This window comes from Elusimicrobiota bacterium, assembly GCA_016721625.1.
Classification (GTDB): Bacteria; Elusimicrobiota; Elusimicrobia; order FEN-1173; family FEN-1173; genus JADKHR01.
In genome coordinates, this window is sequence record JADKHR010000001.1 from 1,236,526 (window position 1) to 1,250,310 (window position 13,785).

The 13,785-nt window shown below is 59.0% G+C and carries 16 protein-coding genes and 1 tRNA gene; 3 read left to right on the forward strand and 14 right to left on the reverse strand.

What is annotated here, in order from left to right; genetic code table 11:
• Window positions 1–3: 3 nt before the first annotated feature.
• The 10 genes from IPP35_05180 to IPP35_05225 form a co-directional block, all read right to left on the reverse strand.
• Window positions 4–76 (reverse strand) — tRNA-Phe (locus IPP35_05180).
• 237 nt (window positions 77–313) lie between these two features.
• A complete protein-coding gene (locus tag IPP35_05185; protein MBL0058495.1) occupies window positions 314–1,096 on the reverse strand; it encodes a hypothetical protein in 783 nt (260 codons plus the stop codon).
• 274 nt (window positions 1,097–1,370) lie between these two features.
• A complete protein-coding gene (locus IPP35_05190) occupies window positions 1,371–1,661 on the reverse strand; it encodes a type II toxin-antitoxin system RelE/ParE family toxin (GenBank protein MBL0058496.1) in 291 nt (96 codons plus the stop codon).
• A complete protein-coding gene (locus IPP35_05195) occupies window positions 1,658–1,882 on the reverse strand; it encodes an addiction module protein (GenBank protein ID MBL0058497.1) in 225 nt (74 codons plus the stop codon). The genes IPP35_05190 and IPP35_05195 overlap by 4 nt, the downstream gene beginning before the upstream one ends.
• 103 nt (window positions 1,883–1,985) lie before the next feature.
• Entirely contained in the window at window positions 1,986–3,278 is a 1,293-nt protein-coding gene (locus tag IPP35_05200) for a M48 family metalloprotease (GenBank protein MBL0058498.1), read from the reverse strand.
• 63 nt (window positions 3,279–3,341) lie between these two features.
• Complete coding sequence (locus tag IPP35_05205) at window positions 3,342–4,463, reverse strand: DegT/DnrJ/EryC1/StrS family aminotransferase (protein ID MBL0058499.1); 1,122 nt, start codon at window positions 4,461–4,463, stop codon at window positions 3,342–3,344.
• Complete coding sequence (locus tag IPP35_05210) at window positions 4,445–4,912, reverse strand: hypothetical protein (GenBank protein MBL0058500.1); 468 nt, start codon at window positions 4,910–4,912, stop codon at window positions 4,445–4,447. The genes IPP35_05205 and IPP35_05210 overlap by 19 nt, the downstream gene beginning before the upstream one ends.
• Window positions 4,909–5,535, reverse strand: a complete 627-nt coding sequence (locus IPP35_05215; GenBank protein ID MBL0058501.1) for a thioredoxin domain-containing protein — start codon at window positions 5,533–5,535, stop codon at window positions 4,909–4,911. The genes IPP35_05210 and IPP35_05215 overlap by 4 nt, the downstream gene beginning before the upstream one ends.
• Window positions 5,532–5,786: a translation elongation factor-like protein gene (locus tag IPP35_05220; GenBank protein ID MBL0058502.1), complete on the reverse strand. Its 255-nt coding sequence runs from the start codon at window positions 5,784–5,786 to the stop codon at window positions 5,532–5,534. The genes IPP35_05215 and IPP35_05220 overlap by 4 nt, the downstream gene beginning before the upstream one ends.
• Window positions 5,787–6,068: 282 nt before the next feature.
• On the reverse strand, window positions 6,069–6,860 hold the full coding sequence (locus tag IPP35_05225; GenBank protein ID MBL0058503.1) for a GNAT family N-acetyltransferase: 792 nt from the start codon (window positions 6,858–6,860) through the stop codon (window positions 6,069–6,071).
• A gap of 111 nt (window positions 6,861–6,971) precedes the next feature.
• Between IPP35_05225 and IPP35_05230 the strand changes: the two genes are divergently transcribed.
• The 3 genes from IPP35_05230 (at window position 6,972) to IPP35_05240 (ending at window position 10,095) form a co-directional block, all read left to right on the forward strand.
• A complete protein-coding gene (locus IPP35_05230) occupies window positions 6,972–7,313 on the forward strand; it encodes a DMT family protein (protein MBL0058504.1) in 342 nt (113 codons plus the stop codon).
• 10 nt (window positions 7,314–7,323) lie between these two features.
• Window positions 7,324–8,676 carry a deoxyribodipyrimidine photo-lyase gene (locus IPP35_05235; GenBank protein MBL0058505.1) on the forward strand — a complete coding sequence of 451 codons (1,353 nt, stop codon included), beginning with the start codon at window positions 7,324–7,326 and terminating at the stop codon, window positions 8,674–8,676.
• Window positions 8,677–8,904: 228 nt separating this feature from the next.
• Complete coding sequence (locus tag IPP35_05240) at window positions 8,905–10,095, forward strand: ATP-binding protein (GenBank protein ID MBL0058506.1); 1,191 nt, start codon at window positions 8,905–8,907, stop codon at window positions 10,093–10,095.
• A gap of 24 nt (window positions 10,096–10,119) precedes the next feature.
• Here IPP35_05240 and IPP35_05245 read toward each other — a convergent pair whose 3' ends face one another.
• From IPP35_05245 to IPP35_05260, 4 genes are read right to left on the reverse strand one after another with little or no spacing between them, the layout of a single operon-like run.
• The gene (locus tag IPP35_05245; GenBank protein MBL0058507.1) at window positions 10,120–11,076 is read right to left on the reverse strand and encodes an NAD-dependent epimerase/dehydratase family protein; all 957 of its coding nucleotides are present in this window, start codon (window positions 11,074–11,076) and stop codon (window positions 10,120–10,122) included.
• Window positions 11,073–12,023 carry a zinc finger Ran-binding domain-containing family 2 protein gene (locus IPP35_05250; protein MBL0058508.1) on the reverse strand — a complete coding sequence of 317 codons (951 nt, stop codon included), beginning with the start codon at window positions 12,021–12,023 and terminating at the stop codon, window positions 11,073–11,075. The genes IPP35_05245 and IPP35_05250 overlap by 4 nt, the downstream gene beginning before the upstream one ends.
• A 43-nt stretch (window positions 12,024–12,066) precedes the next feature.
• Complete coding sequence (gene rdgB, locus IPP35_05255) at window positions 12,067–12,810, reverse strand: RdgB/HAM1 family non-canonical purine NTP pyrophosphatase (GenBank protein MBL0058509.1); 744 nt, start codon at window positions 12,808–12,810, stop codon at window positions 12,067–12,069.
• A 27-nt stretch (window positions 12,811–12,837) separates the two neighbouring features.
• Window positions 12,838–13,746 carry an MBL fold metallo-hydrolase gene (locus tag IPP35_05260; protein MBL0058510.1) on the reverse strand — a complete coding sequence of 303 codons (909 nt, stop codon included), beginning with the start codon at window positions 13,744–13,746 and terminating at the stop codon, window positions 12,838–12,840.
• Window positions 13,747–13,785: the final 39 nt, after the last annotated feature.

A 13,785-nucleotide genomic window follows, 5' to 3' on the forward strand; every position in this document is an offset into this window, starting at 1 on the left:
ATGTGCCGAGGGTCAGAATTGAACTGACGACACCAGGTTTTTCAGACCTGTGCTCTACCAACTGAGCTACCTCGGCGGCGCTAGCCGCCGTCCCGGTTTGTAGGACGGGACGGCCTCCTTAAATTTCTGAACGGCCCCTCTGGGGCCATTCGCGCCTGTCCTCGCGCTGTGCGCGAGGGCGGCGAAGGAAGTGGAAGGCTTGATTCCCAATAATTCTACTGAATTTTTAAGATGGCCACTGTGATTCGGCGATTTTGCAGTTGAGTCTTCACCCTGTCGGCCCAACCATCCCAACGGAGACGCTTTTCGATGTCTAATTCTTTTTACAATACGCCCCATCAAGCGTCGTCCCCTCCGGACACGGGGGAGGAATGTTCATTGCTCCTGAATCGATTAAAAGCTTTTTCTCAGCCATGGGCATTTTTTCGATCATGGTGCCATCGCAATCCATTTGAACACCAAAAACGCCACCTCCAGCAGGGGAGATATTCCTTGGCTGAACAATGTTGCCATTCCAATCCCGGGCGACCATTTTGCCGTTTTCGCATCCGTATTGCTGATAAGCGCTATGATCTGAATGGGCAGGAGAAAAAACAACTTTATAATTTTTTTGGATTTTGGGGACAGCGATCAAATTTAAACTTTCTAAACCGGGACCACTGCATGCATCGATATTTGAATTAATCACTTTCACCGAGTAATAAATTTCTTTATTAGAATCATCCCTTAAAACACTTTTTTCAAATCCCCGGGCGGCGCATGACCCACTGGCCAAATTCCCTAATATCGTCTTCCGAGTAAAATCAATCTGCGGGAATTTGACTTCCTTGCATGCCATGTTCCTAGCACTCCTCATTGTGTTCTGAAAATTATCGTATGCCGCATTATCACCTAGGACGAATTCTCCCTCCAAAAAAGGTTTCCCTTTGTCGCGTTCAAATTGGGGCACATCCAGGGCACTTAAAATGTAACAAGATTCCTGTATATCGACGTTCTCGAATTTCACTGTTGATTTTTCTTGAGCAAAAGCAAGGCAAGGAAGACAAAGGACAAAAGAGACGGTCTTGTAAAGTTGATTGAAGTTCACTAACCCCATGACCAATTCCTCCTTTTTCCCCAGTCCAACCCCACTCCAAGAAAAACTAATTATCGAGTAAAGTTTTAAAACTTTGAACCGAACGACTTAAATTCTTCCATTCAAACCAACCCAACACTCGTGTTCCTTGTTTTTCAGACCTGTGCTCTACCAACTGAGCTACCTCGGCGTAAGGGGTCGAACGCTTGCATAGGAACCATTCTACCTAATTTTCCTGCGGGGCGTAGAAAACCGACGATGACTGAGTTGAAGGACGCACCTACCCCAAGCGACCCTAAATTCGACCTATCCAATAATTTGGGTTCCTATGCAAATGCATAACAGCAACGACCACGACATTTTTAGGTTCAACCCGATAGAGGACCGCGTAGGGGAACCGGCTCACGAATCTGCGTCGAATATTCGGCCGATACAGTGGCCAGCGGATAGGATTCGACTCCACGTCTTCAACGGCCGATTGGACACGAGCCAGGAAGTCAACCCCAAGACGTTGCGCCTGCCCCTCATAAAACCTGGCCGCATTGAGCATCTCAATCTCGGCCAATAGAAGAAACCGTGACTTCATGCGATCTTTTTCAGGGCATTCCGGAACACATGTTCACTAGGCGATGAAGACATCTTTCCTCTTTTGTAGGCCTGGTAACGACGCTCCGCCTCTTCGGCCCACAATTCTTCCCGTTCTTCCACGGTGAGATTGTCCAAACTCGCAATCAGCTGCTCAGCCAAATGGGCCCGTTTTTTCAAAGGCATTCGCAAAAGGGAAGCTTCTTGTTTTTTCATGGTCAAATTATCCTCCTTTGTCAACATCCAGAACAGTCTCACCCTAAAAAAAGCGCCATCCGACCGATGCCCCCGAAATGACAGTATAGCAGAGCCCGGAGCCGCCCGACTACTTCAGTTCGAACGACCGGAGAATTTGTTCGAAGGGGACCAGGGATTCGAAGGTGCGGTCGGGGACGGCGGCGCAGAGGAGGGCCCAGCCGACGCCGTCCCGGACAATGAAAAGGCCGCGATAAACGAACGCGCCCCCCAGGGCCCCCGGGCCGTAAAACTGGGCGAGATAGGCATAGCCGGCGGGATAAAGGGCCTGCCGACCTTGGAGAAATTGCCACTGCCGGTCTTGGGCGAATTTCCGGGCGAATTGTTCGGCGGAGATATCGGCGTCTAAAACCTCCCTCCGAAGTTCACCCCAGGCGTCTCCGCCGGATTTACGGAACCCCACGAGGGATCGCCCGCCCTGGGGTTCCCACCCCCAATCCGCCGGGACCGAGAGGGCGACGCCGTAAAGCGGAAGTTCGAACCGTTTGCCCACCGTCCGGCCGATTTCTTCTGGCTTCAATCGGGGCAGGCGGGCCTTCATTCCCATGTAAGTGGAAACGTTCAACTCGGTCGGGCGATGGAAAAAAAATCCCCGAGCCAGATAGGCCTTGGCCAGCTCGATGCGCTGGTCCGTGGGAGGGTGGGATCGGAGGTAGGGCTCCCAGTTGTCCGGGCCCGCTTTTTTTTCAAGAGCCCCCAGCCGTTCAAAGAAACTGAGCGCCGCCTTGGGGTCGTAGCCGCAGGAAACCATGTAGCGAATGCCCACTCGATCGGCTTCGAGTTCGTGTTCCCGGCTGTAGCCCAGCAAATAGAGGTTGGTGAAGAGGTCCGCCGTCTGGGCCACCAAAATCATGGCTTCGGGACCCATCTGGATCCCGGAGGCGATGGCCCCCAGAAGGCCCAGCGCGCCGTATCCCATCTGGCGCTGGATCATGCCGATGGAGTGCCAGCCGGCCACGTGGCCGATTTCGTGGCCGATCACGGAGGCCAGTTCCGCCTCGTTCGACATTTCCTGAAGCAGGCCGCGGGTGACAAAGATGAACCCGCCGGGCGCGGCGAAGGCATTCACCAAGTCGGTGTCCAGGATAGTGAACTCGTAGTCCACTTTGGGTCGGTCGCTCACGGCGGCGAGTCGCTTGCCGATGTTCGTGACGTATTGGGAGAGGACCGGGTCCTTCATCTCTCCGTATTCTTTCAGGATGCTCTTTTTTGTCTCCAGCCCGATCTCCCGTTCGGCGGCATCGGAAATCAGCTTGGTCTGGCGTTTGGACGTGATGGGATTGAGGGCGCAACCGGGCAACAAAAGGCCCGCCACCCAGAGGGAGGCGAAAAAGAATCGCCGGGAAAAAGGGGCTCGTTTCATCGTCAACTCCGGGACACGAAAAAGGGATCAGAGGCCCGATCGGAGCCCCAGGAAGCGCGGCGGTTAACTTTCGTAGAACGCGCGAACGGCGGCGATGATCCGGAGAACGTTGTTTTCAGAGAGGCCCGGATAGAGCGGAAGCGAGAGCGCTTCCACGGAGGCCCGTTCCGCCTCGGGAAAATCCCCAGGTTTTCCGCCCAGGCCCGCGAAGGCCGGTTGAAGGTGAAGCGGGGTGGGATAAAAGACTCCGGACGAAAGGCCCCGGGCCGCGAGGAAATCTTTGAGCGCGTCCCGGCGGGGGGCCCGGACGGTGAAAAGATGGTACACGGGCTCCGCCCCCGGCGTCACGGCCAAGGGTCGGGCCGGGGAACCGGCCAATCCCCGTCGGTAAAGGTCCGCCAGTCGCCGCCGCTCCTCGGTCCAGGCGGCCAGGCGCGGAAGTTTTATTCGGAGCAGGGCCGCTTGAAGATTGTCCAATCGCTCGTTGTACCCCAGTTCCAAGTGCTCGTATTGGGCCCGACGGCCGCAATTCCGAAGGCGGCGGAGCCGCTCGGCCAGGTCGCCGTCGTTGGTCACGGCAATGCCTCCGTCCCCGAACCCGCCCAGATTCTTGGTGGGATAAAAACTGAAACACCCGATCCGTCCCAAAGCCCCCACCGGACGGCCGCGCCAGCGGGCGGCGTGGGCTTGGCAGGCGTCTTCCACGACGTTTAACGAATGGGCGTCCGCGAAGGCGTTCACGGCGTCCATGTCGGCCGGCTGGCCGAACAAGTGAACCGGGAGAATGGCCTTGGTGCGGGGGGTTAGCGCGCGCGGGAGAGCCCGGGGGTCCAGGTTCAGCGTTCCGGGATCGATGTCGACAAATACCGGGCGCGCGCCCACATAGGCGATCACGGCGGCCGTGGCGAAAAAGCTGAAAGGCGTGGTCAGCACGTCGTCCCCCGGCCCGACGTTCAGAGCGCGGAGGGAAAGCTCGAGGGCGGCCGTGCCCGAGGACATGCCCACCCCGTGGGCGGCGCCCGAGGCGCGGGCGAATTCTTCTTCCAGGAGCCGGACTTCTTCCCCCAGGATGAACTCGTTTTTTCGGTAAATCCGCCGGAAAGCGGCCACCGCCTCCTCTTCCATGGGCTCATGAACCGAAGCGAGGTTGAGGAAGGGGACGGGGTCTAGTCTTTCTGGATCCATCGGTCCACGGACCATCGGCGTTCACGATCAAAAAGCAGGAAGAGGCAAATCACCAAAAGGGCGGCGTCCAGGCTGAGCGCTTGGATCGGTTGAAGGTGGGGGCCCACTTGGCCGAAACAACCGCAATCGGTCATGGGCAGTTTTCGAAAGACGGCCTGGGCCAATACCGCGACGAAGGACGCGTAAAGGCCGGCCGCGAGAATCGCCGAGGACCCCGTCGAAAAACCCACCAGGAGGGACAACCCCACCACCAGCTCCACCCAGGGGACCAGCACCGACGCCGGCCGGACCAAAGCCGCCGGAAAGATCCAGTAGGACTCGAGCACCGCCGCGAACTCCGCGGCGGGCCGAACCGCTTTCAAATATCCGGAAACCGCCAGCACCGCCCCGGGAAGGATCCGGAGAACGGCGAGGGCGCGGGAAATTCCCGTCCGGACCGAGGCGTTCATCGGCCCAACTCCCGCTCGATGTATCGCGCGGCGTCACCGGCCAATTGAGTGTCCCCCACCAACATCCGGTCGTTCAGGAAAAAGGTCGGCGTGGCGGGGATCAAGAGAGCGTCCGCCTTGGCCTTCTCGTTTTGGACCACGGCCGCGATGGAGGGGCTGTCCAGATCTTTCGCAAACCGAGCCGAGTCCAAACCCAGGTCCTTGGCATAGGACGCCAACAAAGGGCGGGGGTCGGCAGATTCGGACCATTCCTTTTGATTGGAAAACAAGCGCTCCGCGTATTCCCAGAATTTACCCTGACGGCCCGCCGATTCCGCCGCTTGGGCGGCGAGGATGGCCCATTTGTGCTGTTTGAGCGGCGCGTGGTGAAAAACCAGCCTCACGTCCTTGCTGTAAACGCTAAGAAGGTTTTTTAGGATCGGAACCGCCTCCGCGCATTTGGGGCATTGGAAATCCGAATATTCCGTTATAACGACCCGGGCGCCGGAGGGGCCGGTCTGGCGGTAGGATGGCGCGTCTCCTGAAAAAGAGGGCGCGCGCCGCCCCACGGCGACGGCCACCAGGGCCGCCCCGACAATTCCCAACCCCACGAGTCCCTTCCGTTTGGTTTTGTGCACGCTCATCCGACTTTGTAGAGGTAGTCGCCGGCGCGGCACTTGCCGACGGCTTTGATGCCCACCGGATCGCCGGTTTTGGCTTCGAGGACCGGCTGGTGATTAATTTGAATGGAAGCCACCGCTTCGGTCATGTCGGTGGTGTGGCCGCGCACGTGAATTTTGTCCCCCACTTTGAGCGGAGCCTGGAGGGTGAGAGTGATCACGCTTAAGTGACTGAAGAAATCATCCACGACGCCCGCCAGGATCTCTCCCGGCAGAGCGTGCCGCCACGGAAGCGGATCCGGCGGAGGGGCCGCCGGTTTTTTGACCGCCGCTTTCTTGATCGAAACCTTTTTGACCGTCTTTTTTTTAACGGGCTTAAGGACCTTTTTCTTAAGCGTTTTTTTGGCCGCTTTCTTCACGGGCTTTTTTGACGTTTTGGTTTTCTTTTTCGCCATGGCACCACCTCCTGGGTTCAGTCTGGCCGCGGTCACATCGCGCCTATGATTGTAGACAAACCGGGGCCGTTACGCAAAAGATTCGGTTTCTCCGAGGAAGGATTAGAGCGGGGGCCGGTCGCGGACCATGAGGTCCAGGGCGACGGCCCGGATTCGATCAAAATTTAATAGGTGGTGCTCGATTTCATGAAAGCGCGCCAGATGGGACGCGCGGTTTCCCACCCGATCCACCACGGGACCCAGCTGGTTCATGGGAACGCCATGGCGAACGTAAACGGCGGCGGTCGCCGGGTTGCACATGAAACACCATCCCGTGAGCCGAAGCCGTTTGCTGACCCGGTACAACATTCGGAAGAGGCCCAAAAGAATGACCGCCCCCCGTCGGCGGTCCCGCCGAGGGGCGCTCGGCTTCCCGGGAGGGACGGGGAGAGGGACCGGCATGGACAAGAGGGCCGACCATACGTCGGCGAAGGCCCCGGCGTAGGGGTTCGCCAGGGCTAAACGCGAGAGTTCCGCCACTTTCTTAGAGGAGGCCAGCTTGACCTGGTGTTCCTCCGAAGCGGCCCCCAAGCATTGGAATCCCAGGGGCGAGTTGAGCACGAGCCGCACGGTTCCGACCGCGTTTCCTTCAGAGTCCAGCGCCACGGCGTGGATGGACCCAGGGTCGTAACGGTCCGTATGCCTGCCGTCGGGAAAGTCCGCCTCCGGCGCGAAACGATAATCCTTCACATAGGATTGGTAGCGGAGCCCATACACTTTTTCCAACAGATCTTCAGTGGTCGCCACCGTGAAGTGGAACCCGCCCAGGCGGAAGCTCAGCCCCTCCACGAGGGCGCGCTCTTGGAGGGCGGGGGTGTTGGCGATATGAAAAGTGTCGTCTCCGAGATGGGACATGGCGGCGGTTTTGGAGGGTTCTTTTAGGAGGATACCCCTTGAAACCTAATTCTGTCAAGGGACGGTTGCGGAAAATATTAAAATAGAGTTGTTCTTAGGGAGGAACGCCAAATGTCGGTGTTGGTAAAGACCGTGGGGCTCTTGATATTGTCCAACCTTTTTATGACCGTGGCTTGGTACGCCCATTTAAAAAACCTGAGCCACCGAGCGTGGTGGATAGCGGCCACGATCAGCTGGGGGGTGGCGTTTTTCGAGTATGGCCTCCAAGTTCCGGCCAACCGAATCGGCTATACCGCCTTCAATTTGCCCCAACTGAAAATCCTTCAGGAGGTCATCTCGCTGGCGGTCTTCGTGCCCTTCGCCGTTTTTTACATGGGTCAACCCGTCCGGCTCAACTACCTGTGGGCCGCCCTGTGCATGACGGGCGCGGTGTTCTTCATTTTTCGGGGATAAACCCCAAACCATGATTGACCTCCGGCGAGTGAGGCCCCTGAACGAAACGCCCGCGGGCCCGGGACCCGTCCTTTATTGGATGAGCCGGGACCAACGGGTGGCGGGCAACTGGGCCTTGCTCCGCGCCCAGGCGTTGGCGTTGGAACGACGGGCGCCCCTGGCCGTGGTGTTCACTCTGGCTCCGGAGTTCCTGGGCGCGCCCTTTCGGGCCTACGACTTTATGTTCAAGGGTTTGGCCCAGGTGGAGGCGCGCCTCTCGGCCGCGGGGATTCCTTTTCATCTTTTGTTCGGCCCGCCGGAAAAAACGCTTCCGGACTTCGCCGCCAACCATGGGGCCGGCGCGGCGGTGACGGATTTCGATCCCCTGCGAACCAAAACCCTTTGGAAAAAATCCGTGGCCGACCGGCTGACCGTCCGGCTGGAAGAAGTGGACGCCCACAACATCGTCCCGGCCTGGATCGTTTCCCCCAAACACGAATACGCGGCTTACACCCTGCGGCCAAAACTTCACCGCCTCCTTTCGGATTTTTTAGTCGAGTTCCCCCCTTTGGTCCGCCATCCCTTTCCCTGGGCTGAGAAAGCCCCGGGCGTGGATTGGGACCGGGCCCTGGCCCGGTTAAAGCCGGACTCTCGAGTGGGACCGGCAACGTGGATCAAGCCGGGCGAGGCGGCGGGGGCCAAGACGCTGGGGCTTTTCTTGAAGAACCGCTTGGAATTTTACGGAAAGAAACGGAACGACCCCACGGAGGAAGGCCAATCCGATCTTTCCCCTTACCTCCATTTCGGGCAGGTCTCCGCGCAAAAGGTGGCGCTGGAAGTCCGCCGGCGCGCCTGGGACACGGAATCCGGGCAGGCGTTTTTGGAGGAACTCATTGTTCGTCGGGAACTCTCGGACAACCATTGCCTTTACAATCCGCATTACGATTCTTTTGAGGGGTTCCCCGACTGGGCGCAAAAAAGCTTAAACGCCCACCGGCGGGACAAACGGGCCTTCCTCTACAATAGAGACGACTTCGAGCAGGCCGCCACCCACGACCCGCTCTGGAACGCCGCCCAAACGGAAATGGTCAAACGGGGAAAAATGCATGGGTATTTGCGGATGTACTGGGGAAAAAAGATTCTGGAATGGTCGTCCTCGCCCGAAGAAGCCCTGTCCACCGCGATCTATCTAAACGACCGCTACGAGCTCGACGGTCGGGACCCCAACGGTTACTCCGGCATCGCCTGGTCCATCGGCGGCGTTCACGACCGCCCCTGGTTCGACCGCCCCGTCTACGGCCAAATCCGTTACATGAACGCCAACGGCTGTAAATCCAAATTCGACGTCAACGGTTACATCCAACGAATCAAAAATCTTTGCTGATTTAGGCTTGGACGCGAAAGTAGCCGCGGTCCCAATCGACGAAACGGCGGACGCCGGTTTCGATGTCGGTGGCGGGGTGGATTTTCGGATGTCGGCCCAGGCGGCGGCGACATCGCCGGGGTTGACCACACCCCACCGGCGAAGGGCGACGGCACGGCCCTCCATGGCGGATTTGAGTAAAACGATAATTCAATTGTTGTTTTACTCAAATTTGTATAAAATGGTTTCATGATTCTTAGACATCTCACGCCGGTATTAAAAGCCCGATTCGCCGCCGCCCGGTCTGTCCTTCTGACCGGGGCGCGACAAACCGGGAAGACCACCCTCGCGCGGCAGACCTTTCCGCGTTTGCCCTATTCGTCTTTGGAAAACCCGGAAGACCGGAGCTTCGCCCAGGAAGACCCAAAGGCATTCCTCGCTCAATTTCCCGGCGGGGCGGTGCTGGATGAAATCCATCGAGTTCCGTCCTTGTTGTCCACCCTTCAGGGAATCATCGATGAAGGGGAAAGAAAGTTTATCCTCACCGGCTCCCAAAATATTCTCCTCCTAGAGAAAGTCTCGCAGTCCTTGGCGGGGCGATTGGCTCTGCTGACCTTGCCCCCTCTCACAGAAAGAGAACTATCGGGTCGGCCCGTTTACGACCCGGCCAAACATCTCTTTGCTCACCCCGGAAAGGCACCGTTGGGCGGCAGGCCTCTGATGGATCGGATCGTTCAGGGAGGATATCCCGAACCCGTGACGAAACCGAAGACCCTCTCCTTTTGGTTCGGGGATTACATTCGAACCTACGTCGAAAGAGACGTGCGGATGATTTTGAATGTGAAAGACACCCTGGCTTTCCAACGGTTCTTGGCCCTCTGCGCGGGACGTTCGGGCCAACTCCTGAACATGGCGTCGTTGGCAAACGATGTGGGAATCAGTCCCGGGACCGTAGGGCATTGGCTGAGCGTTCTCCAAGCCGGTGGTTTGGTATACCTCCTACCCCCCTATCATGAAAACTTCAACAAGCGTGTGATCAAATCGCCCAAACTTTATTTTTTGGACACGGGGCTCCTTTGTCGGTTAATCGGAATCCGTCATTCCCGAGAACTTAAGTTTCATCCCTTGGTGGGCGCCATTTTCGAGACCTATGTCGTGTCCGAAATTCGCAAAAACCTGCTCAACCTGGGTCGTGAACCGGAATTGTTTTTTTGGCGAGATCAACACGGGGTCGAGGTGGATCTCCTTCTGTTGCGGGGGGCCAAACGCGTTCCACTGGAAATTAAGCTTGGCCAAACCGTTTCCGGAGACTTGTTTAAAGGCCTTCGACGATGGAAAGAGCTTTCAGGAGACAAAACCTTACCCGCCTGTCTCCTTTACGGGGGCGAATCCGAGTATGAGCGCGAAGGAGTTACCATCAAATCCTATCGGTCCCTGTGAATCGGCCCTCCCATCGAAAAAAAATTAGCCCCTAACGCGAAAATAGCCGCGGTACCAATCCACGAAACGGCGGACGCCGGTTTCGATGTCGGTGGCGGGGTGGAAATTTAGGAGGCGAGTGGATTTTCGGATGTCCGCCCAGGTGGCGGGGACGTCGCCGGGCTGGAGGGGGAGGAGTCGTTTTTTGGCTTTTTTGCCGAGGGCGGACTCAATGGCGCCGATGAAGCGGGTCAAGGCCACCGGGCGGGAGTTGCCGAGGTTGAAAATTTCGTAGGGGTAGTCCCGGTCCAGGGCGTGAAGGACGCCGTCAACGATATCGGTGATATACGTGAAGTCTCGCTTCATGCGGCCGTGATTGAACACGTCGATGGGACGGCCTTCCAAGATCGCCTTCGTGAAAGAGAAAAGCGCCATGTCCGGGCGGCCCCAGGGGCCATAGACGGTGAAAAAACGCAGGCCCGTGCAGTGCAGACCGTAGAGATGGTGGTAGACGTGGGCGGTCAACTCGTTGGCCCGCTTGGTGGCGGCGTAGAGGGACACCGGAGAGTCGACAGGGTCTTCCACGGAGAAGGGGATTTTTTTGTTGGCGCCGTAGACGGACGAAGACGAGGCGAAAACGAAGGATCGGATGCCGCGTTCCCGCGCCAGTTCCAACAGGTTCAACGTTCCGAGGTTATTGGCTGTTTCATAGGCGAAGGGATGCGTGAGGGAATAGCGGACGCCGGCCTGGGCGGCCAGATGGCACACCTGATCGATTTTCACCCGCCCCAGGGCCCGGATTAACGCCTTTCGATCCGCGATGTCGACCTCGTGCATGGGAACGTCAGGAATGAGCGCCTGGACGCGGTTTCGTTTCAGACGAATGTCGTAGTAGGGGTTAAAGTTGTCCAGCCCGATCACGCGGTCGCCCCGAGCCCGGAGGGCTTGGGCGGTCCAGGCCCCGATGAACCCGGCCGCGCCGGTGACCAAAACGGTTTTCATTGAACGCGCTCCTTTTCTCCCACGGTTTCCACCCGCTCCAAAACCAGCCCGTCGCCGGTCCTCGCCTTATCGATATTATAGCGCCCCGGAGGGGCCGCTTCCAACACCTGTCGCAGGACCACGAGCCGGGGGCGCTGGGGTTCATCCGAAGACAGGACCCCCGCCAACCGCTGGACGATCCGCCCTCCCATCCAGGTCACCACAGGCTGGGTGCCCACCTTGATCACAAAGGTCTGGTCGATCTGAAGGAGCGGCCAGGTCCACCGGGCGTAGCTCACCGGAACGATGACCGCGGCGGATTCCGGGTTCACCGTGGATTGGCAACGCTTCTCCCGGGCCGACAAGACCCGGATGACCCCGTCGGGCGTGACGGAGAGAGAAGCGAGCGGTTTCCCCGGGCCGAAAGGCGCCGCCGCCCAGAGGATCCAGAAAACCAAGAACGCGCCTCCCAAACACCCCGCCGCGGCCAGGTCCGTGAACCGCGCCACCGGAGAACCCAGTTTCCACGCCAGCGCCCGGCGAAAGTAGTATAGCGCGGCCAGGAGAAACAGCATGCCCAGAGCCGCCAAAAGTTCCGTGGTTGGTTTTTGGTGGAAACTAAAGAAACGGAAACGATAAGCCGCCAAGAACGTCAGGACGTAGAACGCCACGCCGCCGGCCACCCGGAGTGTCAGGGCCGAGAGCGCCAGGGTTTTACGAAGGACCCCCACCCAAGGGGCCTCCCGAAGCTTTCGCCAGAAGCGAAACCCGCCCCCCTCCTGGCACCCTTCGCAAGAAAAACGGGTGGAGGGGTTCTCCCGGCCGCAGGCCGGACAAATCCAGGCCGGCGCCCAGGCTTTTTTCCCGGACCAGCGGGTCCGCCACCCCCATCGAAGGACGGGCCAGGCCCAAGACAAAATCAGGACCCCAAAGACCGCGAGGTGGAGGCGGGAGGACCAAACCCCCAAGCGGGGACCGAAATGATCTTCGAGGAAGAGAAGAAAGCGTTGATCACGAACGCGGGCGGGGAGCCCGAAAGAAACGGCGGAGGTGGTCGGCCGCTCGACGGAAAGCGATGGCGCGGTGGCTGATCCGGTTTTTCGCAGCCAGGGACATTTGAGCGAAGGTCCGGCCCGCCCCTCGGGGTTCAAACACCGGGTCGTAGCCGAAACCCTTTTCGCCGCGCCCTTCTTCGACGATCCACCCCGGACAGCGCCCCACAAACACCCGTTCCGTTCCGTCCGGACCCACGAAAGCCACGGCACAACGGAACACGGCGCGCCGACGGGCGCGAGAAAAGCCTTTCAGCAGGCGGATCAGTTTTCGGTTGTTGTCCGCGTAGGAACAACCCGACCCGGCGAAGCGGGCGGAATAGACCCCCGGCCGACCGCCCAAGGCGGCCACTTCCAGCCCCGTGTCGTCCGACAGCGCCCAGTGGCCCGTGCGACGGACGGCCGCCCGGGCTTTAAGGAGGGCGTTGGCTTCCAAAGTCCGGCCCGTTTCCCGCACGGTGTAAGGCGGAAAATCGTCTAAACCTCGCACGTCGGCCACCCCCCGGCCCAGCAGGCGGCGGATCTCCCGCACCTTGTCGCGGTTGTGGGTGGCAAGCACGACGATGGGTTTTTTCAATGACGGCTCACCCCTCTCATCCGACCCTCCGGGCCACCTTCCCCCCAGAGGGGAAGGAAAACACAGATTTCCCCTCTCCGCTTGGGAGAGGGCGGGGTGAGGGGCCTGAGGCCTTGCATTTTTCATCTAATGGAAAACCGGCGTAAAAGAGGCCTACGGGAAGTGGATCTCGAGGCCCTCGTAGGCGGCGCCCACGTCCAGGGTCGATCCCCGGGCCAGGGCCTGGGCGCGGACCCGTTCCAAGCGGACATCCAGGTCGGCGTCGGTCCGGTCGGGATCGTGGTGGAAGAAGAGGAGCCGTTTGACGTGGCCCTGAAGGGCCATTGCGAGAGCGTACTCGTAAAAGCTGTGGCCCCACCCCAGCCGGGTGGGGTATTCTTGCTCGGTGTATTGCCCGTCGTGGATCAGAAGGTCGGCGCCCTCGAAGAAATCCACGAGCATCAGGTCTTCCCGTTCCAGTTCCACCTGGCCGCGGTGGAGATCGTCGAAGACGTCCTGCTTTTTGGCCTGCTGGCGAAGAAGGTAACGAAAGGGCTCGTTGTCCGTCATGTAGACGATCTTGCTTTTGCCGGTGTCGATCTTGTACGCCAAGGCCAGGCCCGGGTGATTGACGTAGGCGGGGGTGATGGTCCAGCTGTTGAGGTTCAACGGGCGGGTAGTGAGTTGGACGAAGTGCAGGTCCGAAGGCATCTCGGCCAAGGTCACGGGAAAGTATTCCGGGCTCATTTGGCCCACGAAAATATTTTCAAGTTTTCGCCCCGTCCCTTCGCACCCATAGACCGTGAACTTGTTCCCTTTCACGTAGAGCGGGCGGAAAAAGGGGAACCCGACGATGTGATCGAAATGGAAATGGCTGATGAAGAGGTGGCCCTCCACGCGAGTGCCCGGCGGGGTCCGGCGGAGGATCTCTTCACCCAACAAGCGAATGCCGGTGCCGGCGTCCAAAATCGCCAGGGTGTTTTCGTCGGAAACTTCGATGCAGGCCGTATTGCCACCGTATTTGGTGGTTTCCGGTCCGGGCGCGGCAATCGAACCGCGAGTGCCCCAGAATTTAATTTTCATACCGTGTGGTGGACACAACCTCCCGCCAACGACGCTCTT

Bases quoted from the DNA above. Each gene is read 5' to 3' on its own strand.
- IPP35_05260 (MBL0058510.1), bottom strand. From the start codon at position 13,746: ATGAAAATTAAATTCTGGGGCACTCGCGGTTCGATTGCCGCGCCCGGA.
- IPP35_05225 (MBL0058503.1), bottom strand. From the start codon at position 6,860: ATGTCCCATCTCGGAGACGACACTTTTCATATCGCCAACACCCCCGCC.
- IPP35_05205 (MBL0058499.1), bottom strand. From the start codon at position 4,463: ATGGATCCAGAAAGACTAGACCCCGTCCCCTTCCTCAACCTCGCTTCG.
- IPP35_05215 (MBL0058501.1), bottom strand. From the start codon at position 5,535: ATGAGCGTGCACAAAACCAAACGGAAGGGACTCGTGGGGTTGGGAATT.
- IPP35_05190 (MBL0058496.1), bottom strand. From the start codon at position 1,661: ATGAAGTCACGGTTTCTTCTATTGGCCGAGATTGAGATGCTCAATGCG.
- IPP35_05240 (MBL0058506.1), top strand. From the start codon at position 8,905: ATGATTCTTAGACATCTCACGCCGGTATTAAAAGCCCGATTCGCCGCC.
- IPP35_05230 (MBL0058504.1), top strand. From the start codon at position 6,972: ATGTCGGTGTTGGTAAAGACCGTGGGGCTCTTGATATTGTCCAACCTT.
- rdgB (MBL0058509.1), bottom strand. From the start codon at position 12,810: ATGAAAAATGCAAGGCCTCAGGCCCCTCACCCCGCCCTCTCCCAAGCG.
- IPP35_05245 (MBL0058507.1), bottom strand. From the start codon at position 11,076: ATGAAAACCGTTTTGGTCACCGGCGCGGCCGGGTTCATCGGGGCCTGG.
- IPP35_05210 (MBL0058500.1), bottom strand. From the start codon at position 4,912: ATGAACGCCTCGGTCCGGACGGGAATTTCCCGCGCCCTCGCCGTTCTC.
- IPP35_05185 (MBL0058495.1), bottom strand. From the start codon at position 1,096: ATGGGGTTAGTGAACTTCAATCAACTTTACAAGACCGTCTCTTTTGTC.
- IPP35_05235 (MBL0058505.1), top strand. From the start codon at position 7,324: ATGATTGACCTCCGGCGAGTGAGGCCCCTGAACGAAACGCCCGCGGGC.
- IPP35_05200 (MBL0058498.1), bottom strand. From the start codon at position 3,278: ATGAAACGAGCCCCTTTTTCCCGGCGATTCTTTTTCGCCTCCCTCTGG.